Origin of the sequence: uncultured Fluviicola sp. (genome assembly GCF_902168135.1) — a bacterium.
Taxonomy (GTDB): domain Bacteria; phylum Bacteroidota; class Bacteroidia; order Flavobacteriales_D; family Crocinitomicaceae; genus Fluviicola.
Window position 1 is genome coordinate 45083 of record NZ_CABHOL010000054.1, and the last position, 22151, is coordinate 67233.

20 protein-coding genes are annotated in these 22151 nt (G+C 41.6%); 16 read left to right on the top strand and 4 right to left on the bottom strand.

The window, feature by feature from the left end; translation table 11 throughout:
* Position 1: 1 nt before the first annotated feature.
* Entirely contained in the window at positions 2-1819 is a 1818-nt protein-coding gene (locus QZT69_RS18050) for an ABC transporter transmembrane domain-containing protein (RefSeq protein ID WP_294679538.1), read from the bottom strand.
* 185 nt (positions 1820-2004) lie between these two features.
* Here QZT69_RS18050 and rpmH point away from each other — a divergent pair, with 185 nt between their 5' ends.
* The 10 genes from rpmH to QZT69_RS18100 all read left to right on the top strand — a co-directional run bounded on the left by rpmH (position 2005) and on the right by QZT69_RS18100 (position 13059).
* Positions 2005-2163, top strand: a complete 159-nt coding sequence (gene rpmH, locus QZT69_RS18055) for a 50S ribosomal protein L34 (RefSeq protein ID WP_144333335.1) — start codon at positions 2005-2007, stop codon at positions 2161-2163.
* Positions 2164-2220: 57 nt separating this feature from the next.
* A complete protein-coding gene (locus QZT69_RS18060; protein ID WP_294679551.1) occupies positions 2221-4047 on the top strand; it encodes a histidine kinase in 1827 nt (608 codons plus the stop codon).
* A gap of 9 nt (positions 4048-4056) precedes the next feature.
* Positions 4057-4689, top strand: coding sequence for a response regulator transcription factor (locus QZT69_RS18065; protein ID WP_294679558.1), 633 nt, complete (start codon positions 4057-4059; stop codon positions 4687-4689).
* Between the two features lie 82 nt (positions 4690-4771).
* Positions 4772-6448, top strand: coding sequence for an ELWxxDGT repeat protein (locus QZT69_RS18070; RefSeq protein ID WP_294679575.1), 1677 nt, complete (start codon positions 4772-4774; stop codon positions 6446-6448).
* A gap of 68 nt (positions 6449-6516) precedes the next feature.
* On the top strand, positions 6517-7881 hold the full coding sequence (locus tag QZT69_RS18075) for an OmpA family protein (RefSeq protein ID WP_294679582.1): 1365 nt from the start codon (positions 6517-6519) through the stop codon (positions 7879-7881).
* 166 nt (positions 7882-8047) lie between these two features.
* Positions 8048-9067 (top strand): low-specificity L-threonine aldolase, encoded by a 1020-nt coding sequence (gene ltaE, locus QZT69_RS18080; RefSeq protein WP_294679589.1) that lies wholly within the window; start codon positions 8048-8050, stop codon positions 9065-9067.
* Entirely contained in the window at positions 9064-9789 is a 726-nt protein-coding gene (locus QZT69_RS18085) for a hypothetical protein (RefSeq protein WP_294679597.1), read from the top strand. Before ltaE ends, QZT69_RS18085 begins: the two co-directional genes overlap by 4 nt.
* A gap of 47 nt (positions 9790-9836) precedes the next feature.
* Positions 9837-10166 carry a hypothetical protein gene (locus tag QZT69_RS18090; RefSeq protein WP_294679605.1) on the top strand — a complete coding sequence of 110 codons (330 nt, stop codon included), beginning with the start codon at positions 9837-9839 and terminating at the stop codon, positions 10164-10166.
* Positions 10167-10257: 91 nt separating this feature from the next.
* Positions 10258-12402 (top strand): TonB-dependent receptor, encoded by a 2145-nt coding sequence (locus QZT69_RS18095; protein ID WP_294679612.1) that lies wholly within the window; start codon positions 10258-10260, stop codon positions 12400-12402.
* Positions 12403-12411: 9 nt separating this feature from the next.
* Positions 12412-13059 (top strand): hypothetical protein, encoded by a 648-nt coding sequence (locus QZT69_RS18100; protein WP_294679619.1) that lies wholly within the window; start codon positions 12412-12414, stop codon positions 13057-13059.
* 208 nt (positions 13060-13267) lie between these two features.
* Here the strand turns inward: QZT69_RS18100 and QZT69_RS18105 are convergent, their stop codons facing one another.
* Positions 13268-13720, bottom strand: coding sequence for a CYTH domain-containing protein (locus QZT69_RS18105; protein ID WP_294679627.1), 453 nt, complete (start codon positions 13718-13720; stop codon positions 13268-13270).
* A gap of 151 nt (positions 13721-13871) precedes the next feature.
* Between QZT69_RS18105 and QZT69_RS18110 the strand changes: the two genes are divergently transcribed.
* From QZT69_RS18110 to QZT69_RS18135, 6 genes are all read left to right on the top strand, one after another.
* Positions 13872-14864: a hypothetical protein gene (locus QZT69_RS18110; protein WP_294679634.1), complete on the top strand. Its 993-nt coding sequence runs from the start codon at positions 13872-13874 to the stop codon at positions 14862-14864.
* Positions 14852-15724 (top strand): GNAT family N-acetyltransferase, encoded by an 873-nt coding sequence (locus QZT69_RS18115; protein ID WP_294679640.1) that lies wholly within the window; start codon positions 14852-14854, stop codon positions 15722-15724. Before QZT69_RS18110 ends, QZT69_RS18115 begins: the two co-directional genes overlap by 13 nt.
* Positions 15709-16419 (top strand): SDR family oxidoreductase, encoded by a 711-nt coding sequence (locus tag QZT69_RS18120; protein WP_294679646.1) that lies wholly within the window; start codon positions 15709-15711, stop codon positions 16417-16419. Before QZT69_RS18115 ends, QZT69_RS18120 begins: the two co-directional genes overlap by 16 nt.
* A gap of 29 nt (positions 16420-16448) precedes the next feature.
* Positions 16449-18341, top strand: a complete 1893-nt coding sequence (locus QZT69_RS18125; RefSeq protein WP_294679653.1) for a nucleoside-diphosphate sugar epimerase/dehydratase — start codon at positions 16449-16451, stop codon at positions 18339-18341.
* Between the two features lie 3 nt (positions 18342-18344).
* Entirely contained in the window at positions 18345-18752 is a 408-nt protein-coding gene (locus tag QZT69_RS18130; RefSeq protein WP_294679662.1) for a thioesterase family protein, read from the top strand.
* 87 nt (positions 18753-18839) lie between these two features.
* Entirely contained in the window at positions 18840-20162 is a 1323-nt protein-coding gene (locus QZT69_RS18135) for a toxin-antitoxin system YwqK family antitoxin (RefSeq protein WP_294679669.1), read from the top strand.
* A 62-nt stretch (positions 20163-20224) separates the two neighbouring features.
* On the opposite strand, the gene QZT69_RS18140 is transcribed toward QZT69_RS18135, so the two are convergent.
* Together QZT69_RS18140 and QZT69_RS18145 are read right to left on the bottom strand one after the other, a co-directional pair.
* The gene (locus tag QZT69_RS18140) at positions 20225-20980 is read right to left on the bottom strand and encodes a UDP-2,3-diacylglucosamine diphosphatase (RefSeq protein ID WP_294679675.1); all 756 of its coding nucleotides are present in this window, start codon (positions 20978-20980) and stop codon (positions 20225-20227) included.
* Position 20981: 1 nt separating this feature from the next.
* A complete protein-coding gene (locus QZT69_RS18145; RefSeq protein ID WP_294679682.1) occupies positions 20982-22088 on the bottom strand; it encodes a TlpA disulfide reductase family protein in 1107 nt (368 codons plus the stop codon).
* Positions 22089-22151: the final 63 nt, after the last annotated feature.

The following is a 22151-nucleotide window of genomic DNA, read 5'->3' on the forward strand; positions in this document are numbered from 1 at the left end:
ATTATCCTAAGTTAATCTGCATCTTCACCAAATCCGAATAAGCGCCACTGGTTGCCATCAAATCCGAATGGTTTCCGCTTTCAACAATCTGACCGTTTTGAAGTACCAAAATCTTATTGGCGTTGCGAATAGTACTCAAACGATGTGCAATTACGATACAGGTTCTTCCCTTCATCAATGTTTCCAAAGCATCCTGTACCACGCGTTCTGATTCCGAATCCAAAGCAGATGTTGCCTCGTCCAGGATCAGAATAGTCGGATTTTTCAAAATAGCCCGTGCAATAGCGATACGTTGCTTCTGACCTCCGGATAACTGGATTCCCCGGTCACCGACCTGTGTTTTAAAACCATCCGGGAAACTCATAATGAAATCGTAAGCATTTGCCTGTTTTGCTGAGCTGATAATTTCTTCCTCACTTGCTCCGGGTCTTCCGAATGCAATGTTCTCAAAAATAGTTCCTGCAAACAGTAATACGTCTTGCGGAACGATGGCGATGTGCTCTCTTAAGTATTTAATGTCGATGGAATCTGCATTGGTCTCACCGAAGAAAACTGCTCCCTGGCTTACCTTGTAATAATTCAGTACGAGTGAAGATATGGTAGTTTTTCCACCTCCGGAAGTACCAACCAGCGCCAATGTTTCATTGCGGTTCAATTCAAATGAAATACCTTTCAGAACTTCTATTTCCGGACGCTGCGGATAGGAGAAACGAACGTTTTCGAAACGGATGGAACCATCAATTTCCGGTTTGTCTGTTCCTTTAAATATTTCAGATTCGCTGGATTCGTTAATGATGTCCATTAATTTTTCTGTTCCACCGATCGTTTTTTGGATACCGCTGTAGAAATCCGGCAGTGAACCGATACTTGCAGCCATCAGCAGGGTAACCATCAGGAAGGAATACAAATCTCCCTGGCTTAATTCAGGGTTCGTTCCCTGTGTCATCAACAAGCCTTGCCAAACAATGAAAACGATGGATCCGAACATGCAGAAAACCATGAAGGAAATGAACAAGCCTCTCCAAATTCCACTTTTTATGTTTAAGCGACGGATCTCTTCAATAGATGTTTTAAATCGTTTGATGAGGTAGTTTTCGTTCGTGAAAGCTTTTATATTACCGATTCCGGTGAGGGATTCTTCTGCAATAGCATTGGATGTGGCTGTTTGGTCCTGTGCTTCCTTGGATAATCGTTTGATAAATCTTCCGAACAAAACGGCTACTATCATAATAACCGGCACTGTTGAAAGCATAATGAGGGAAAGCTTCCAGGATACAAATGTCAAATAAGCAATACCTCCTACAACCATCACTATCTGACGGAAGAATTCGGCAACTGTTGTTCGGAGTGTCTCCTGGATTTGGGTGATGTCTGCGGAAATGCGGCTCGTCAATTCTCCAACGGTATTTCGGTTGAAAAAATCCATCGGAAGGTGAAGCATGCGCTGGAAAACGTCATGACGCAAATCCCGCAATGCTTTTTCAGTCACGTTGGTAAACAAAACGACCCGGAAATAACTAAAAACAGCCTGACCGCCGAAAAGTGCAAACAATGAAACGGCAACGGTGGTAATGTTCGATAAATCAATTGCTTTGATAGCCTCTGCCATACTGGTTTGGGAACCGCTGCTTAAACCCAGTAATTGTCCCAGTAAAATAGGGAATATCAATCCTACGGATGTTGAAAGGACGAGAAAAATCCAGCCGACCCCGTATTCAAATCGGTATGGCTTTAGATAGTGAAAAAGTTTGCGGGCCTTTTTATAGCTTTCACGCGTTAATTGGATCTTTTCTTTCTTCGCTTGCTTTGGTCGCAACATCTTTTTGCTAGTTTTGTATCACAAAAGTAATAGGCGATTGATTGCAACAAACTTTTTTTTCGATTATTTTCGATTAAAACTTGAAAAATTAGAAAATCTGCCTATCTTTGCACCCCATTCTGACAAATGTCTGACATTTCGAGGGATTTTAAGAAGCAATAAGAACATTCGATAAAGTATAGATCATGAAAAGAACGTTTCAACCGTCTGTAAGAAAAAGAAGAAACAAGCACGGTTTCCGTAGTCGTATGGCGACTAAAAACGGAAGAAAAGTATTAGCGGCTCGTCGTCGCAAAGGTCGTAAGAAATTAACTGTTTCTGACGAAGGCTTCCACAAACGTTAATTCGTGTAAAGAATTTTTAAAGCTCCGATATTTCGGGGCTTTTTTTATTTTTATACCATGATGACCGCAATTCGTTATTTTTTCTTTTTCTGCCTGTTTTTTGTGTCTTTAACCGCCAGACCGCAATCTGACTCCCTGCAAACTGCAAAATGGCTGGATAGTGCTTTGTTTTACCCGGAAAAACAACCCTTTTACCTTGGAAAAGTTGCTAAAATCGAGCAAAGGAACCTGCAAAACAAACCTGTTCTCGCAGATATCTTGGCTTTGCGTACTAAATTCGAACTGAGAAAGGGAAATAGTGAGGGAGCTGAGAAATTAGTCTTGCGGGCGAAACAAATTTTTAAGAAAGAACCGGTATTGCTTGCCAACTTTTTTAGCCTGGAAGGAAGTATCCGCGCAACAGAACGTAAATTCGAACAGGCCATTCATAACTATCAATTGGCTCTCAGGCTCTATGATTCATTGGAAATGAGAAGAGAAGCAGCATATGTAAAAAATAATGTCGCCAATGTATTTTTCAATCTGAATGATTTCGAGTCGGCTTACTCTTACGCAAAGGAATCCTATGAGGTTGTTCATCAGTTGAATGACACGGTGTATTATCCGCAGATTGCAGCAATTGTAGCTATTTCGGAGGCAAAAACAAAACGGATCCGATCCGCACGGGAACATGCCTATACTGCAGTCTCTGCTGGAGAAAAATACCATCTTCCGGTTGCAGTGATTCTAGGAAAATATGCCCTTGGAGATGTTTTTGCCCAGGAGAAACAATGGGACAAGGCCAGATCTCAGTATTCAGAAGTGGTAAAACAGTCGGAAAAGCTGCGTCTTTTTCAATTTGAATCTTATGGGCGAATAGGTTTATTATCCTGTTATGTTTCATTGCACATGTACCCGGAAGCGATTGTGGAAGGAGAAAAAGTACTTGCTCTCAATAAAGCCCTGAATCTTCATTATTCGGATTATACGATTTATCAGCAATTGTCAGAGGCTTATTATGGAGTTGGTAATTATCAGAAGGCTTTTGATTATTTGAGGAACGCCAATACCATGTATCGCGAATATAGCAGCGTTGAAAACAAAAAAGCGATCCAGGAACTTTTGACGAAATATGAGACGGAGAAGAAGGAACGTGAGCTGTTCCAAAAGGAATTGGTATTAAGTCGCGCAGTGACCTGGATTTTGGCCTTGCTTTTTACCTTGTCCCTGTTCCTGGTTTTGTTCCTTTGGTGGAGAAGGCGGAATCGGATACGATTAACAACCATGCAGTTGAGTGCAGAAAAACGGCAGCTGGAAGCATTTGTTGAAGGGGAAAGAAGAGAACGCGAGCGCATTGCTTCCGATATCCATGATGGAATAGCCAGTACATTGACCGGATTAATGCTGCAGGCAGAACAAACGGATCATTCGGGCGGTTTGAATGAATTTGCCACCCATTTACAGAATCTAAGAAACGAAGTGCGTTTAATCTCACAGAATATATCACCGTTCAATTTCAAAGAAGAAGGATGGAATCAGTCGTTTCAGAGATTCTTATCTTCTGTTCAGTCGGCTAAATTTGCCGTTCATTTTACTGCCAAATATGATGAAGATCAATTGAACAATCAAAGAGGAATGGTTGTTTATCGCATATTGCAGGAATTGATACAGAATACCTTGAAACATGCAGATGCAACGGAATGTGAACTGCTTATTCTGGAAGAGAATAACCGGATTTTAATCCAATATGCAGACAATGGAAAAGGAACAACCGAACAGGAGCTGGAGAAAGGAAACGGATGGCAGTCTTTTCTAATGCGCTTGACAGCAATCAATGGAACACTTGTGGTGGCAGACGGATCATTTGACGGTTTTAAAATTGATATTTCTTTACCCAAATTGTAAGTTTGTGGTATGAATATCATTATTGCGGAGGATCATGCTTTAATCATTGACGGACTACGGGCCGTTCTGGAACAGCAGGAAATGAATGTATTTCCCGCAATGAATGAAAAAATGCTGTATCAGTTACTAAATGAACAGCCTTTTGATGTATTGATCCAGGATATTCGTTTTGGAAAAACAGATGCCCGCACAATCATACCTGCTATCCGTCAGGAATTCCCAAGCTTAAGGATCATTGCTTTGACCAGTTTGGATGATTTAGCTTCCATTCAGTCGGTACTGGCAACCAATGTTTCAGGCTATGTTTTAAAATCAGAACCAACGGGAAGGATTATTGATGCCATTCATGCAGTTGTTTCAGGAAGTACTTATCTGAGTCCGGAAGTACAGGCCGTTTTAGCTGGGAATTCTGAATCCATTCCGGAAGTGCGCTTATCAGAACGGGAAAAAGGGGTTTTGAAAGGAATTCTGGATGAAAAATCCACAAAAGAAATAGCCGAAAGCCTGTTTGTGTCCGAAAAGACCGTAGAACACTACAGATCCAATCTGTTCATCAAATTTGATGTTAAAAACGTTTCCGGCCTGGTAAAGAAAGCGATACTTCAAGGGTTCTATCAGGAAGGTCCGGATTCTCGTAATTAGGGTTTTCCCTAAGAGCATTTTGAGTGTTTTCCCTAAAAGGGGATTCTCCACATAAGCGGAACTTTGTTGAAAATTACCGATTATGAAGAAATTATCCTTTTTAATGCTGATTTTGCTAGGCAATTTCATCAATTTAAATGCTCAAAACCTGCTGACAGATTTGCGCCCCGGACTGGATGGGAGTGAACCTGGTTTTGACAATGCTTTTCAACGAAACAACGAGCTATATTTCATTGCAAATCCGGATGGAATAACAAACCGTTTGTATAAAACCGACGGAACTTCCGGGAATACGGTGGTACTTGAAGGAGGAAGCAGTATGTATATCTCTTTGATTCTTGGTTTTTTAGGAGATGATTTGTTGTACATAGCAGGTGATTTTTTGAACGGTGGTTCATTCGGACTTTACAAAACAAACGGTACGCCGGGTGCAGGTGAACTAGTCGCAGATTATCACCAGGGAAACGACTGGTTTGTCGCTTATCCGATGACCATTACCATGAACAATGTCCTGTATTTCCTTGGAAACGACGGGGTAACAGGTTTTGAATTGTGGAGAACAGATGGAACAACTGCCGGAACTTATTTGGTAAAGGATATCAATCCTGGAGCTGAATCATGTCTTTTAATAACGTCTCCTGACCAATACTTTGCAGAGCTAAACGGCTTCATCTATTTTGGGGCTGCCGAACCTGTGAATGGGGCAGAGTTGTGGAAATCCGACGGGACAGAAGCAGGTACAACCCTGGTAGCCAATATCGATACTTCCGAAGCCATTGTTCCGAACTTAGGAAGTAATCCGGCGTTTTTCTGCAAATACAACAATGCAGTTTATTTTTCCGCTCTGCGTCCGGTGGATGGAAGAGAACTGTGGAAAACAGATGGCACGGAAGCCGGAACGGTCTTGGTAAAAGATCTGGCTGCAGGCAGCGGCTCACCGTCAAACATGATTGAATACAACGGGTTGCTCTATTTTTCAGCATTTTATCCTGATCAAAATTATACTTTATATAAATCCAACGGAACAAATGCCGGTACAGTTGCCGTGAAACCACCAAGTAGCGGCGGACCTATATTGTCATTGGACGATCCGTTCGTGATTTTTAAAAACAAACTTTTTTTTGCAGCTAATGATGGCATTAATGGACAGGGATTCTCATCCATTTGGTATTCCGATGGAACTGCAGCGGGAACATCACCTCAGGCAGATATTCCGGCGGCATACAATTCCCACCCGCTGAACTTGCTGGCAACGACGAATTATTTGTATTATACGGCATACGATGATGTAAACGGAAATATGAATTATGGAGTTTACCGTACGACTGATTTAGCCAATCAAAATGTGTTGCTAACAGCTTCTACCTTTGATGCAAATGAGTTCCAACCGCTTCATTTGGTGAATGGCTGCTTACTTGTACGCGGTGATAATAACGGTGCAACAGGCGAAGAAATTTATACGGTTTGCAATCAAGCTACACAGCCTGTAGGTTTAGAAGAATACAAACAGGAAGTATTTACCGTTTATCCCAATCCAGCCATTGATCGGATTACAGTTGAATCTGTTAGTAATTTGGATCAGGTGAGTGGAGTGACTTTACAAAGCTTATCCGGTCAGCCGGTAACTCTGTCCTACGCGTTTTCTGCTCAGGGTAAAATGATCATCGAGGGACTTTCCAATTATCATTCAGGCTTATATATTCTCACCATTACAACCAAAAGCGGAAGCAGCCAACAAGTTAAACTAGTTATAGAATAATTAGGATAACTACCTATGCCGGGCCGGAGAAATCCGGCCTGTTACCAGGATTAATAAAAGAGTTTCTTATGAAGAAAATAGTGATATTGATTGCTTTAGGTTGCTCGACTATGGTTTCAGCACAGGAAACCCTCTTAGAACGACAAGCTGCCAAAACAAAAGAGAAGATCAAGCAGCGGGCAGAAAACAGAGTGGAGCAGGGGATTGATAAAACACTCGATAAAACCGAAGAAGAAATCGAAAGTGGGATAAAGGACGGGAAGAAGAAAAAAACAGAAAAGGAAACTGAAACGAATGCGCCGTTTTCCGGTCAAGAACAATCGGGAACCAACCAGGAAGAAGCAACATCAGCGAAAACGAATTCTTCCCCGAAAGGTACGGGCAATCCGGAGTTCAAAGTCTATTCGAAGTTTGATTTTGTTTCGGGTGAGAAGGTGTTGGGTTATGATGATTTTACAGGAGTTCCGGTAGGAGATTTTCCATTGGAGTGGAATACAAACAGTTCGGCTGAGGTAGTGCGTTTAGATCAAAGCGAACAACGTTGGTTAATGCTAACATCTGACGGATACCTGCAACCTGATTTTATTTCCAATATGCCTGAAAACTTTACCATTGAATTTGATGTTCTGACCAGGTACAAGAGTTCCAATATCCTTGCTTACGGTTTTGATATTTACAGTACCGATAATCCCAACAGAGATTTGTCAGAAAAATATCTGACTCAGGGAAGTTTTCAGTTTACATGGTCCGGATGTCTCGAAAATGCTTCCTATGTTATTTACGAAGGAGGAGAGGAAATGACCAAGAACGAAGGATTGATCGTTCCGGCATTAAAATGCCCGGAGGACGGAAATATGCCTGCTAAAGTACATTTTTCTATCTGGCGGCAAAAAACGCGTTTGCGTATTTATGCGGATGGACTTAAGATCATTGACCTTCCGCGAGCATTTAGCCCAACCAGGAAGTACAATGCCTTTAAGATAGGATCACATTACATGAATTTCGCCACAGCAGATGATAAAGACCTGTTTATGATCTCCAATGTAAGGTATGCGGAAGGTGGTCAGGATACGCGAAGCAAACTGATTACGGAAGGGAAGCTGGTGACAAAAGGAATTTTGTTTGCATCAAACTCGGATCAGTTAAAGCCGGAATCTTATGGAATACTGAAGGAAATTGCAGCGACATTAAATGAAAACCCGACTGTACGTGTCAAGATAGTTGGTCACACGGATTCGGACGGAGATGAGCATGTCAACGAAGAATTGTCCAAAAAACGGGCACTTGCAGTTAAGCAGGCGTTAATCAATGAATTTAAAATCGAAGCCTCCAGGATGGAAACGGATGGAAAAGGTGAAAGTGAACCGACAGATTCAAATGCAACTGCTGTCGGAAAGGCCAATAACCGAAGGGTCGAATTCTTGAAAATGTAATAGGAATAAATAATTGGCTCTAGGTTGTAGTTAACAGTGTTAGGTAAGTAGAGCGTAAAAGGTGAGGATTTCGGTTCTCACCTTTTTAATTCCGGGAGTTGAAAAAAGTTCATTTTTGGCCATTTTTATCAGGAATTGCCCTAAGTTTGTTTTCAAAAAAAGACTCATGCATTTTGTTGACTTCCGCTCAGATACCGTTACCAAGCCTTCTAAAGAAATGCTGGATGCCATGTTTAATGCTTCTGTGGGAGATGATGTATATGGCGAAGACCCGACTGTAAACGAATTGCAGGAATATGCAGCACAGCTTTTCGGAAAGGAAGCAGCTTTGTTTTGCGCAAGCGGAACACAAACCAACCAAATCGCGATCAATATTCATGTGAAACCCGGCGGAGAAGTCATCTGCCACGAAGAAAGCCACATTTACAAGTATGAAGGCGGCGGAATTGCAAAAAACTCCGGGGCATCCGTTCGTTTGCTTCCCGGAAACCGCGGACGTTTAACGGCTGCTGAAATTGAAAAATGGATCATGCCGGATGATGTGCATTTTCCGGTAACACAGTTAATTTCCCTCGAAGATACGGCCAATCGCGGTGGCGGTGCAGTGTATGATTTTAGTGATATAGAAGCGATCTCCCGTTTGGCGAAGTCTAAAAATATTCCCCTGCATTTGGATGGCGCACGTATTTTTAATGCGCTTGATGTGAATGGAATTGATATCAAAAAATATGCATCTCAGTTCGATTCGATCTCTATTTGCCTGTCGAAAGGTTTGGGAGCTCCCGTGGGATCTTTGCTTGTAGGGACGAAGGAATTCATCCACCAAGCCAGAAGAGTGCGCAAGGTCATGGGTGGGGGAATGCGCCAGGCCGGATTCCTCGCAGCAGCGGGTCTTTATGCATTAAAGAATAATGTCAGCCGCCTTTCCGAAGATCATGAACTGGCTAAACAATTGGAAAGTGCTTTTTTGGCATGCAATTGGATTGAAAGCAGTCTGCCTGTAGAAACAAATATTTTAGTGGTAATTTTGAAGGACGAAACGAAGCGGGACCATTACATTCACAAACTCGGGGAGCTGGGGGTAAAAGTTTCGGCATTCGGACCCGGAATGATCCGTTTGGTGACGCATTTGGATGTTTCTCCGGAAGACGTAACATACACGATCGAACAATTGAAGAAGATATGAGAAAAAGCGAAGCTTTTGAAGACAATGCCATGACAAGCGTCAGTGCGAAAATGGCATGGAAAATATTCACAGTATTCCTTACCGCATTTACAATGATCTTGCTCGTTTCCTGCGGAGATGATAAACCGGACACGGTTTCGCTGGAGGATATTTCCCACACTTCGGATAAGTTCGATCATATTGACGACGATAAGCCCCAGGTGGAAATAAAAGATCAAAAACCTAAGAAAGGGTATTTTTTAACGGCGTTCGATTCAATCTACAAAGATGCATCCTGGTTTATGCTTGACAGTTTGCTTTTCCCGGACCGTTTCGGTCCTTCCAAAATGGAAAAATGGTACCTGTTAAACAAAAAAGACAGTATTGTAGCACTTCACTATGAATTCAAAGACAGCCTGAGAACAAAAAATGCCTTTTTCAACTGGATTGACTGTTATGGACCAAAATGCGCTTCTTACCAGGTTGGATCTCAGTTCAAAAAACAAAGTAGGAATTCCCTATTTCTTATCGGGGTAAACCATTTGGTTTATTTAGAATCTCAATCACCGATTAAAACAGAAGCATTGATTGGTATCCTGAATGAAAAGAAGAAAGACCGGAATTGGATATACGTGCTCGAAATACCGGGAAGGAAGCTTACCCGCTGGTCTACAATGAAAGAAGGAGAGTTGAAAGAATTAAACGGACAAAAGACAGAAGACGCAAGACAAAAGACTATTTAAGTCTTAAGTCTTTTGTCTGATGTCTTTGGTCTCAAAAAAAAAGAAACATGAAAGTAGTAAACAGAGGATACATTTACGTAGAACCGAAACAAGCCTTTTGCGATTGGGCTAAGCAGCATGACCCGGAATTTGATTTTGATGAATCGGACGACCTGGAAGGAAATCTTTATCTAATTGAGGAAGACTTTTTTGAGTACGAACCGTTGATCGAAGCACATTTCAAGAAAATCATGAAAAATGAGTGTCTGGCAGTAGTCGATTCAGACGATGAGTACCCGAAACCAACCCTGGAATTATTCCTCGAGTGGTTCACAATTCGCATAGGATCAAGCGTTTTTGACACACAAAAGACAGATTTGGAAAGCGACAAGTTATAAATAGCATTTGACCGATTGTTGAAATCATTTCACCGATTTTAGCACCCGTTTTCTTTTTTTTCGATCTAATTTAGCTCCATAATTGATTATTATGAAGTATTTACTATTGCTTATGGGCTTGATTCCCTTTTGTTTAATGGCGCAGACTTCCATTGAAGGAACCGTATTGAACCAAAGTGGAAAGCCTGTTTTTATGGCCACTGTTTTCGTTAAAGGAACTACCGACGGAGCTCAGACAGATGAAAAAGGGATGTACAAGCTGTCTACTAAAATGACGGGTAAGCAAACGCTTGTTATTCGCGGAGATGAATTGGAAGAACAATCCATCGAAGTCAATCTGACAGGATCTCCGCTTACCCAAAATATTAAAGTCCGGCAGTCAAAAGCCATTGAAGAAGTGGTTATTTCCGCGGGAACGATGTCGGCATCCAATGACCGCACTGTCGCGATCCTGGATCCTTTGGATATTGTGACAACAGCCGGCGGACAGGGAGATATTGCCGGTGCAATCCAAACACTTCCCGGAGTGCAGCGAAATGGTGGTGACCAAACTGGTTTGATGGTGCGTGGAGGAGATGTAAGCGAAACGTCTTTCATTGTAGATGGTTTGGTAGCCCAAAATGCTTTTGGAAGTGCTGTTCCCGGAGTGGCACAAAGAACACGTTTCAATCCTTTCCAGTTCAAGGGAACTGCTTTCAGTACCGGAGGATACACTGCACGCTACGGCCAGGCTTTGTCTTCTGTTTTGGATTTAAGCACTTTAGATCTTCCGGACCAGACAAATATCAATATCGGGGCAAATTTTGCAGGGATTTTCCTGGGAGGTTCTAAATTAATGGAAAACCAGGCTGTTGAATTTACGGGGTTTTATCAGAATTTGTCACCCTTTTTAGCCCTGGCAAAAGCAAATGTGAAATTCTATGAAGCTCCGCAGGGATTTGGCTTTTCAGGAAGATATGTCGCTAAAACCTCTACCAGGGGAATGTTCAAAATGACCTTCAATCAAACTTATAACAGTTCAGGATTGGAAATCCCGAATCCGGAGGTGGCGGGGGCTGATATGCGTTTCGGACTGAAAAACCAAAATACCTATGTCAATACGACATTTAAGAATTTTATCAACGATAAGTGGTTGTATTATGTGGGATTCTCATTGAGCAATAACGACGATGATATTACCTGGGACACACTGATTTCTACCAGGAATGACAAACGTGTTCAGGGGCGCGGTGAATTGATCTATACAGCCGGCAATCGTTTTAAGATGGTAATAGGATCTGAATTACAGCATTTCCAATACCGTCAGACTTTTGATACTTTAACCGGACAATTTGCAGAAATGCTGAGTGCGGGTTATATAGAAGCAGATATTATCCCGTTCCGGAACTTTGCGATCAAACCGGGAGTGCGCGCTGAATATTCGAAATTATTGGCAAAGGGAAATATTTCCCCGCGATTGGCAATGGCTATCAAAACAAGTAAAAACAGCCAGATCTCACTGGCTTCCGGGTATTTCTATCAGCTTGCATCGCAAAACTATCTGATGCAGGGCTACAGACCGAATTTCCAGGAAGCGCTGCATTTAATGGCAAATTACCAGATCATTGCAAAGAACCGCATATTCAGATTGGAAGGTTATTACAAATCTTACGACCAGTTGATCCGCGAACAGGGTGTTGCTTATACACCGAATGCATTCCGCTTCAATTATGGAATGGTGGATAACAGCGGATCGGGTTATGCCCAGGGAATTGATGTTTTCTGGAGAGATAAAAAATCAATCAAAAATTTTGATTACTGGATTTCATACAGTTATATCGATACAAAGCGATTGTACCAAAACTACATCAGCAAGGTCACACCCGATTATGTTTCCGATCACAACCTGAATGTAGTGATGAAGTATTTTTCGATGAAACTTCAAACGAGTTTTTCACTTACCTATAGCTACGCAAGCGGAAGACCGTACTATAATCCGACCAGCACAAGATTCCTGGGAGATCGCTCACCGGAGTATCACAACCTGGCATTTACGGCAGCGTATTTAACAACTATTAAAAAGTTCTTTACGGTATTTTATATTAGTTTGGATAACATCACCAATCAGCACAATGTGCTGGGGTACAGATACAGTTACGACGGAAGCCAGAGATTTGATGTGAAGCCTCCGTTTTATTTCAATATTTTCTTCGGGTTCAATTTATCTCTGAAGGAATTTAATAAAGATGAACTTTAATTACAGATTATGAAGCAAGTGATTTTAACAGTGATTTTGGCATTTACACTTCAAGCAAATGCACAGGATGAAATCAAAAAAGAACTGGAACCAATTTGCGCAACCTTTGATTCGACTTACACCCTGGAAGGATGGAAAGCGAAATCGGATCAGTTCGCAGTCCTGAAGGAAAAATATCCTGAGAATTGGATGCCGGCTTATTATTACGCATATTCATGTGTACAGATGTCTTATTTTGAAACTGCTTTGACACTAAAAGATATGTTGGTTGATAATGCGGAAGGACAGATGACTAAAATCGAAGCATGCCCTTTGACGGATGAGGTGCACATCATGAAGGCGCTTATAGCAAACGCAAGAATCGGGGCGGATCCTGAAAACCGCTGGCAGAAATACGGGAAAATTTTTGACGATAACCTGAAGGCTGCCAAAGGAATCAATGAGAACAATCCGCACATATACCTGTTGAAGGGAATTTCTACTTTCTATACGCCGAAAATGTTTGGCGGAGGTGCTAAAAATGCTCAGACTTACTTTGAAAAAGCGCAGGCAAAATACGATTTGATCACCTACACAGATGTAGATAAACCTTATTGGTGGGGAAGAGGTACCTGCAGGTATTTCTTCGGTGAGGTTGCAAAGGAATTAAATAAATAAGAAAAAGCGAAGCTTTTGATGATGTCAAGCGTTAGCGCGGACAATTGCGAAGCTTTTGATGATGTCAAGCGTTAGCGCGGACAATTGCGAAGCTTTTGATGATGTCAAGCGTTAGCGCGGACAATTGCGAAGCTTTTGATGATGTCAAGCGTTAGCGCGGACAAGGAATAATGTGGGCACGCGATTAATCGCGTGCCCACATTATGTTTTATGCTTTTTCAATCAATTTCGAATTGTAATACTGCACATCATCACTAACCTCTTTTTCAATCCAACCAGGAAGCTCAAATGCTTCTTCTTCGGATTCCAATTCGATCTCTGCGATCTTCAATCCTTCCAGTTTGCCGTGGAAGATATCAATTTCCCATTTCTTTTCTCCTATAACCAGCTCAAAGCGTTCCTTTTCCAGTACTTTCGGACAGAAATTACTTAGCAGCTGATTGGCATCCTCCAATGGGATTTCGTATTCAAATTCGTCTCTTGAGATTCCTATTGATTTTCCCTTAATGGTTAAATATCCTTTGTCCCCCTTGGTGCGCACACGAACTGTTTTCCCATCGATATCGGAAATGTATCCCTGTCGTATTTTTTTTGATTGCAGGTATTTGACTACATCTGTGATGGTATCGCTTACCAGGTATTTCCGCTCAATTTCTTTCATTTATTTTAGACTAAAGACATTAGACAAGAGACTGAAGACCAAACTAGTCTCTTGTCTTTGGTCTCAGGTCTAATGTCTGCTAAAATACGATAGATTTTGGGAAAAACATTCTGCTGGTCCGTAAACCAACCGATTATATTATCTTCGTAGTATGCAGGTAATTCTGACATTTGATTACGAGTTGTTCTTCGGAACATATACCGGAAGCGTCCAAAAATGTATGATCGAGCCAACTGATCGTCTGTTGGCAATTGCCCGCAAATTTGATATTCCACTGGTTTTCTTCGTGGATATTGGTTTTCTGATCAAACTGCAGGAATACAAGCAGCACTTCCCGGAACTGGAAGAAGATTATAATAGCATAAGAAATCAGTTTGCCGAAATTGCGGCCTCCAACTCCGAAGTTCAATTGCACATTCATCCGCATTGGGAAAAATCTCATTACGACGGTGAAAAATGGGTGGTTGTTACGGATGGCTGTTACAAATTGTCCGATTTTCCGGATGAGGAAGCGGAAGCTATCGTTCGGAAGTATTATCAATACCTGACAAATTTTACAGGTAAAAAACCAACGACCTATCGTGGGGGAGGTTGGTGTATTCAGCCATTTAGCCAGATTGAGAAGGTGCTTCAGGAACTTGGGATCGAAAAGGATTCTACTGTTTTTCCGGGAGGAAAGTTCGAGTCGGAGCATTATCAGTTTGATTTTACAGCTGTTTCACGCTTCGAAAATCCCTACCGCTTTCAATCCGATGTCACGAAAGCAGAACCAAACGGATATTTCCTCGAAATACCGATTGCTTCCTGGGAGTTTTCTCCACTGTTCTATTGGCGGCTGTATGTGTTGGGCCGGTTGAATCCTTCGGCTCATAAAATGATAGGTGACGGATCTTTTTTGGCTCAACCGGGAAGGAAAAAGTCTGTTTTGCTCCATAAAACCTGGAATCATGTAAGTTCCGACGGTTATTATGCTTCACAATTAACAAAACAGGCGAACTATTATTCGGACAAAAAGGTGAAAACGTTTGTGGTAATCGGACATCCGAAAGGAATGACTCACTATTCCCTAAAACAGCTGGAGAAATTTATTTCCCGTACAAAATCCCTTTATGAATTCGTAAATTTCGACTCATGCAGTTTGTAAAAGCGGATTCGAAAGCCATAAAAAACAAATGGGACGAATTGGTCTCATTGAATCATTGTTCTGTTTTCTCGGAGTCGGTGTATTTGGATGCCACGGCAGATAATTGGTCTATTCTCTATTCGGATGATTTTAAATCCGGGATGGCTTGTCCGTACGTTGTTAAAGGCGGTGTGAAGATTTTGGTAACTCCATTTTTCAACCGTTTTATGGAGTGGGTGGGAGAACCGATTCCGGAAGAGGAACTGATTGCCGCTCTTAAGGGTGAATTCCCGGTTGCAGATCTGCAAGTAGGAAGAGGATTTAGCTTAAATCAGCGGATTTACCAGGAATTGGATCCTGGAAAGTTGAAACTGAACCAGCAGGCAAAGCGCTCCTTGAATAAGTCGGTCAATTTTGTAGTAACCAGGGAGCAGAACATTCCGGCAATGATGGATTTGCTTCAAAATGAGTTGCAGAACCGTATTCACGGGATCAATGAGCAAACACTTCCTATATTGGAGAAATTGGTGGAGAATTATGCGGATAAGCGCCTGTTACAGTTTAATTTATTGGACGGTAACAACTGGCTGGGCGGCATTTGGATATTGGAAACAGATACTGCAGTTCTTTATCTGAAAGGAACGACCAATGAGGAAGCAAAGAAATCCGGAGGAATGTACAAATTGATGCTGAGTGCCATTGAGTACGCGGCGTCCAGGGGAAAGATATTCGATTTCGGAGGTTCGAATGTGGAGTCAGTGAGAAGGTTTAATTTGAATTTCGGCGCGGAAGATGTCGTATATTCGCATATAAGCTGGAATAATGCTCCGTTTTGGTGGAGAATAGTGAAAAAGATAAGAGATAAATGGATAAAAAAGTAATTCTGATTACCGGAGCTACAGGCGGATTAGGTTCTGCAATGGTGAAACATTTTGAAAAACAGGATGTGAGACTTGCATTGCATACTTTTCAGCAGGAACCGTTTGAAGTAGAATGTGAACATGCGTGGTTCAAAGCTGATTTGAGGGATGAGAACCAGGTAAAGAATTTACTAGCGAGTATCCTTGCCAACTTCGGAAGGGTGGATGTGCTCATTAACAATGCCGGAATTTCAAAGAATGGCATGAGCTGGAAATTGTCGCCAGCAGATTTTAATGAAGTTATTGCCGTGAATTTAACTGCACCGTTCCTGCTTTGCCAGGGAGTTATACCTGGCATGCGAACCAATAATTTCGGGCGGATTATTACTATTTCTTCCGTCGTTGCACAGACAGGTGTTCCGGGCACGGTGGCATACGCGGCTAGTAAAGCAGGTGTTTTGGGGATGACAAAAACCATAGCTAAAGAACTTGCAAACGGCGCGATTACCTGTAATGCTTTGGCACTGGGTTACTTCGATCAGGGAATGATTTCCGAAGTCTCGGAAGAAATGCAGCAGCAGATTATTTCCCAAATCCCGAAGAACCGTTTAGGTGGCGTTGAAACTGTTTTGACTACAATCGACTGGCTTCTGAAAGATGAATCCGATTATGTTACCGGTCAAACGATTTCTTTAAACGGCGGGTTGTTTACCTGATTTATTCCCTTAAATTTGCAGTGAACAAAATGAATAGCACGATCAACATGTTTCCTAAGAAAAACTTACCCCGTTGGATAATAATTCTGATTGATTTATTCATTTCTGCGGTTTCTTTGGTGATCGCTTACCTGATACGCTTTGATATAAAAGCCGATCAAGGCCAATGGAAACTTGAGTTGGGAATTGTCAAGTATTCGATCATTGTTTTCTTTGCTGTCAGATTGATCGTTTTCCTCTTATTCGGAATTCATAAAGGAATTGTACGGCATACTTCTACTTCCGATTTTAAGCGTCTTTTTTTAGCAACAACGGCTTCATCTATTGTTTTTGTAATCCTGGGAATAGTACGCTATTATTGGATTGATAATTATTACCTGTTCCCTAGTTCAGTGATCGTAATCGAATACGTTTTCTGTTTCTTTTTACTGGCCGTTTCCCGTTTTGTAGTGAAATTATTGTACCTCGAATCGGTGAAATCAAGTAGTGAGCAAAAATTGGTGCTGATTTATGGTGCCGGAGTTTCAGGGTTGATTGCAAAACGTATTATAGAGAAAGATGTCCGGATCAATTTGAAAGTTTTTGGTTTCCTGGATGATAATAGCCGTATTTCCGGAAATAGAATAGAAGGGGTTGAAGTGTTCCACACATCCAAGTTGGAAGAAATCCTTCAAAAAAATAAGATCCACCAAGTGATTATTGCCATCCAAAACCTGGAGCCAGAAAAAAGAAGCATCATTGTTGAAAAAAGCATTGAAGCCGGGGTTGAAGTGAAAAAAGTACCAAGTCCTAAAAGCTGGATAAATGGTGCCTTTACCACTAACCAAATTGCGCAGGTAAATATTGAAGACCTGCTTGGAAGAACTCCGATTGTTCTGAACCAGGATAAACTCGTCGATGGTTTGAAAGACCAGGTTGTACTTGTAAGCGGTGCGGCAGGTTCTATTGGTTCGGGAATTGTTCGTCAGGTATTGGAATACAAACCGAAATTGGTTGTTCTTTTGGACCAGGCGGAGTCGGCAATGTATGACCTGGAGTTTGAATTGAAACAATTGAAAGACATTCCTGCATTTGAAGTCGTAATCGGGGATATTTGTAACGAAGAACGCATGGAACGTTTATTCGACACATTTAAGCCTTCCTGGGTTTTCCATGCAGCTGCATACAAACATGTACCGATGATGGAGTTGAACCCGTCGGAAGCTGTAAGGAATAATATCAAAGGGACTAAAATTCTGGTTGATTTGTCTAATAAGAAGGCTGTTCACAAGTTTGTCATGATATCAACGGATAAAGCCGTGAATCCGACAAATGTAATGGGAGCAAGTAAACGTATTGCCGAGATTATTGCGCAAGCGGCTAATACCGGTCAAACACAATTTATTACCACGCGTTTCGGAAATGTATTGGGGTCAAACGGTTCGGTGATCCCCTTGTTTAAGAAACAGATAGAACAGGGCGGACCTGTCACTGTAACTGACGAACGAATTACCCGTTATTTCATGACCATTCCCGAAGCCTGCCAGTTGGTGTTGGAAGCAGGAATCATGGGAAGCGGTGGCGAGATTTATGTATTCGACATGGGTAAATCCGTTAAGATTGTTGATTTGGCAAAAAAAATGATTAAATTATCCGGACTGGAATTGGGGAAAGATATTGAGATCCGTTATTCCGGGTTGAGGCCTGGTGAAAAACTGTATGAAGAACTCTTGAATGATGCGGAGAACGTGCAGGAAACCCACCACCCGAAAATACTGATCGCATCGGAAAGAGAAGTTGATCCACGGGTTTACGATATCATTGAAAAATTATTGGATTCAGTGGGAAAAACAGATAATTTTTCCCTGGTTGGCTTGATGAAAGAAGTTGTTCCCGAATTTATTTCGAACAACTCAGAATATAGTGTTTTAGATAAAAAATAGCTCATGTTAGATTCTTACAGACTGCAGGTTCGTTTTTCTGATTGTGATATGATGCAGCATGTGAATAATGCTGTTTACCTGAATTATTTCGAAGAAGCAAGGATCCATTATTTCCGTCAGATGCTTGGTATGGACTGGGATTGGAAAAAGACCGGTGTGATCCTCCGAAAGAATGAATTGGAATACCTGAAACCAGTATTCCTGCATGAGCCGGTCGAAATTTTTGTTTACCTGAAACATGTCGGAGAAAAAAGTTTTACCTTATCTTACGAAGTAAAAGTATTGAACGAAGTCAAAACAACCGGGAGCTCCGTGCTTGTTTGCTACGACAGCATTAATAAATGTTCTATTCCGATTCCGAAAAGAATGAGAGATGCGCTGTCAAAGCTTTCGTTGAAGTTGGAACAATAATTGATTAATTCAAGACTTTTAGACGTTAGACACAGGACAAAAGATGGGTCTTGCGTCTTGTGTCTTTAGTCTTAAGTCTTAGAAAATATGAGAATTTTAGTTGTAATTTTTTGTTTGTTTTCACTGGCAGTTGCCGCCCAGCCTGATTTTGGAGTAAAAAAAGAATCTGTTCCGTGTTATCAAAAAGCTGCGGATCGTTCCAAGCAGCGCTATACCGAATGGGACTGCGGTAAGATCGCCGGAGTGGTAAACTGCAATGAAAAACTGGAAATGTCGCAGGATGGAAAACGCGTTGTGACAAGTTCTCAGAAAATGCCTTTCTCCGGGATGTGTGAAACATGCCATATGAACGGGATACTGGAACGCCGTGTTACTTTTGTTGACGGATATGCCAATGGAATTGATACAACCTATTACAAGTCGGGTTGCATCATGGTAATCCGCTCACATGTTCAGGGAGTAGAAGACGGACACTGGACTTATTTCAATGATTCTACACAAATTCCTGCCTGGGAAAAAACGTATAGGCTCGGACAGCTGGAGGGACCACAATTGACCTACAATGCAAAAGGGGATACGGCAAAATTTGAGAAGTATACGGATGGCGTTTTAAACGGACCAAAAATCACTTATGATTCAAAAGGAGTGAGAAGCAAGCAGGTGAATTATGTGAATGGCTTATTAGATGGTGCTTTCCTGGTTTATAACCGCGAAGGGAAAATCATTGAAGAGTTGAACTTCAAGGAAGGGAAGAAGCACGGTGTGCAGCATTATTATTATGATGATGGAAAGTTATTACGCACCGAAACCTGGGACATGGATTCCCGTAATGGAGAATTTAAGACTTTGTTTTACAATCAAACACTGCAATCCATTGAGAACTATAAAAAAGTGACGGCGAAGCCAAATCAGTATGTGACGGCTGAATTATACGGATGTCCTACAAAAGAGATTGCTGAAGCATTGGGGCAGATGTTGTACGATAAAAAGCCCAAAAAACAAGCTCTGGATAGTTTGAAAGACGCAAATATTGTAGTGAGCCAGCTTCGTGGAGAAGCCCTTAATGAAACTGTTCTAAAAGGAAATAACCTCGCAAAAGGTGTAAACAGGCCGATCAAATCGGGGAAATTGTATTACATAGCGGTGGTAAGCGAACTGAAGTCAATGACTAAGATGGAAGTACGTGAAGGTGCATTCGAAGAACGTTTCCCGGATGGCAAAATTAAAAGCCGTGCAATCTATAAAAACGACATTTTGATAGAAGAGCACGTTTTCGACGAACAGGGAAGAGAAATCCGGACATTTGGAGGAACTCCCAATTCTGGTAAAGAAGACGATGCCATGCCGACAACTCCTAAGCAGAAAAAAGAGAAGGAAAAGAAGAAGAAAGAACCTAAAAAGGGTGAATAAAAAAACATCTGTAGGGACGTGATACTTCGCGTCCCTACTTGTTTTATTTTGTTATAATTATTTTATTTCCATTCCAGCAATTTCGTTTCAAGTCCGTCGAATACCGCATAGGTATTGTAATGGATCCACTCACCCAGGTTGATGTATGTTGCACGTTCACTGATCCGGATAGTCATAGGAAGATGCCGGTGACCGAAAATGTAATAATCCTGTGGATTGATTCCTTCCTGTTCCTTACAATATTGAACAAGCCATTCGTTATCCTCACCCAGGAATTTACTGTCGGAATCACCGGTTGCGATTCTGCTTTTCCGGGAAAAATAATTTGCCAGAGCAATACCGAAGTTCGGATGAAGACGTGCGAACATCCATTGGGACCACTTCGCTGCGAAAACCTTCTTGATAAACTTATAGCCGCGGTCTCCCGGTCCTAAACCGTCTCCGTGACCAATCAGGAATTTTTTGCTGTTGTAGTTTCTGTGAATGGGTTCTCTGTAGATTTTTACACCGAGCTCCTTTTCAAAGTAGTCAAACATCCACATGTCGTGGTTTCCGGTAAAGAAATAAACCGGAATGCCGGAATCGACCAATTCGGCTATTTTTCCCTGTATACGCACAAATCCTTTTGGGATGGCGTGTTTGTACTCAAACCAAAAATCGAAGATGTCACCAACCAGGTAAATTTCAAAAGCATCCTGTCGGATATGATCCAGCCAGTCAATGATGCGTTTTTCGCGTTCAAAGCTTGATTTTCCGACTGGTACACCTAAATGGAAATCAGAAGCAAAATATATTTTCTTTCCTGCGGGAATTTCCATCTTAGAATCCGAAGATCGTTTTAAGCGCCTGTTCTAATTCTACCCCTCTCAGTTTGGTATCGATAACCTTTCCGTCTCTATCGATCAATACGGTAAATGGAATGGATGAAACCTGGTACATTTTTGCAACTTCGTTGGACCAGTATTTCAGATCGGAAACATGGTTGGGCCAGATCAATTTATCCTTCTCAATGGCTGCTAACCAGGGAGTCTTGTCTTTGTCCAGCGAAACACTCATAACCGTAAATCCGGCATCTTTGTATTTGTTGTACAATGCTACCACATTCGGGTTTTCTTTACGGCAAGGCCCGCACCAGGAAGCCCAAAAATCCAGAAGCACCACCTTTCCTTTCAGATCAGACAGGGAAATAGGTTTGCCGTTCACATCATTTTGCGTGAAATTCGGAGCAGGTTTCCCGGAAGCCAGGAAGTTTTGTTTGTCTTTCTGTGCTTTCAGCTGATCGTAGTTTGTCTTTGCATTCTGAACACTTGGAGAAGATGGGAAAACAGCCAGTAACTGATTCACGATAGCTTCATAAGTTGTCAGTTCTTTATCTGTATCCAAAGTACTTACAACTGGAAGTAATGCCGGAGAATTGGGATGTTCGGCAATGAATTTTTGTCTGTATGCCGAGAACTTGTAAAATTCTGTTTGATAGTATTTATTGATTGCTTCCTGGTTTTCAGGAGTAGCTTTCATAGCATTGATTGCAGAGTCTTTTTTGTGGTTGAAATATTGCATTTGACCTACAAACTCATTCAAAGCAATGCTTTCATCAGATCCGGTGATCGTATGGAATGCATTGATATTGTTGCCGTCTGCATTCACGCGGATAACAGATCCTTCTTTCAGGATGAGATTGATATGCTGCTGCCCTAAGCGCAATACGTAATAGTCAGCTACAGGAACAGTCCCTTTCAGGCTGTAATTTCCTTTTTTGTCCAGTTTCCCGTTGATGAAATCCTGGTAGTGAGAACCGTAGAATTGCGATATTTTGATACTGTCTCCGTTGGTGTTGAAGATGTTTCCGCTGACTTCAACCTTTACAGGGTTCTGACCGAAAGCGAATCCGGATAAAAGTGTTAAACAAAGGATGAACTGTTTCATAGTTATTTTTTTATATAGCGATTTTTGTTGTAAGACTGTACTGACGCTTGTCTGTTACGGATC

Bases quoted from the DNA above. Each gene is read 5' to 3' on its own strand.
- QZT69_RS18050 (WP_294679538.1), bottom strand. From the start codon at position 1,819: ATGTTGCGACCAAAGCAAGCGAAGAAAGAAAAGATCCAATTAACGCGT.
- rpmH (WP_144333335.1), top strand. From the start codon at position 2,005: ATGAAAAGAACGTTTCAACCGTCTGTAAGAAAAAGAAGAAACAAGCAC.
- QZT69_RS18060 (WP_294679551.1), top strand. From the start codon at position 2,221: ATGATGACCGCAATTCGTTATTTTTTCTTTTTCTGCCTGTTTTTTGTG.
- QZT69_RS18065 (WP_294679558.1), top strand. From the start codon at position 4,057: ATGAATATCATTATTGCGGAGGATCATGCTTTAATCATTGACGGACTA.
- QZT69_RS18070 (WP_294679575.1), top strand. From the start codon at position 4,772: ATGAAGAAATTATCCTTTTTAATGCTGATTTTGCTAGGCAATTTCATC.
- QZT69_RS18075 (WP_294679582.1), top strand. From the start codon at position 6,517: ATGAAGAAAATAGTGATATTGATTGCTTTAGGTTGCTCGACTATGGTT.
- ltaE (WP_294679589.1), top strand. From the start codon at position 8,048: ATGCATTTTGTTGACTTCCGCTCAGATACCGTTACCAAGCCTTCTAAA.
- QZT69_RS18085 (WP_294679597.1), top strand. From the start codon at position 9,064: ATGAGAAAAAGCGAAGCTTTTGAAGACAATGCCATGACAAGCGTCAGT.
- QZT69_RS18090 (WP_294679605.1), top strand. From the start codon at position 9,837: ATGAAAGTAGTAAACAGAGGATACATTTACGTAGAACCGAAACAAGCC.
- QZT69_RS18095 (WP_294679612.1), top strand. From the start codon at position 10,258: ATGAAGTATTTACTATTGCTTATGGGCTTGATTCCCTTTTGTTTAATG.
- QZT69_RS18100 (WP_294679619.1), top strand. From the start codon at position 12,412: ATGAAGCAAGTGATTTTAACAGTGATTTTGGCATTTACACTTCAAGCA.
- QZT69_RS18105 (WP_294679627.1), bottom strand. From the start codon at position 13,720: ATGAAAGAAATTGAGCGGAAATACCTGGTAAGCGATACCATCACAGAT.
- QZT69_RS18110 (WP_294679634.1), top strand. From the start codon at position 13,872: ATGCAGGTAATTCTGACATTTGATTACGAGTTGTTCTTCGGAACATAT.
- QZT69_RS18115 (WP_294679640.1), top strand. From the start codon at position 14,852: ATGCAGTTTGTAAAAGCGGATTCGAAAGCCATAAAAAACAAATGGGAC.
- QZT69_RS18120 (WP_294679646.1), top strand. From the start codon at position 15,709: ATGGATAAAAAAGTAATTCTGATTACCGGAGCTACAGGCGGATTAGGT.
- QZT69_RS18125 (WP_294679653.1), top strand. From the start codon at position 16,449: ATGAATAGCACGATCAACATGTTTCCTAAGAAAAACTTACCCCGTTGG.
- QZT69_RS18130 (WP_294679662.1), top strand. From the start codon at position 18,345: ATGTTAGATTCTTACAGACTGCAGGTTCGTTTTTCTGATTGTGATATG.
- QZT69_RS18135 (WP_294679669.1), top strand. From the start codon at position 18,840: ATGAGAATTTTAGTTGTAATTTTTTGTTTGTTTTCACTGGCAGTTGCC.
- QZT69_RS18140 (WP_294679675.1), bottom strand. From the start codon at position 20,980: ATGGAAATTCCCGCAGGAAAGAAAATATATTTTGCTTCTGATTTCCAT.
- QZT69_RS18145 (WP_294679682.1), bottom strand. From the start codon at position 22,088: ATGAAACAGTTCATCCTTTGTTTAACACTTTTATCCGGATTCGCTTTC.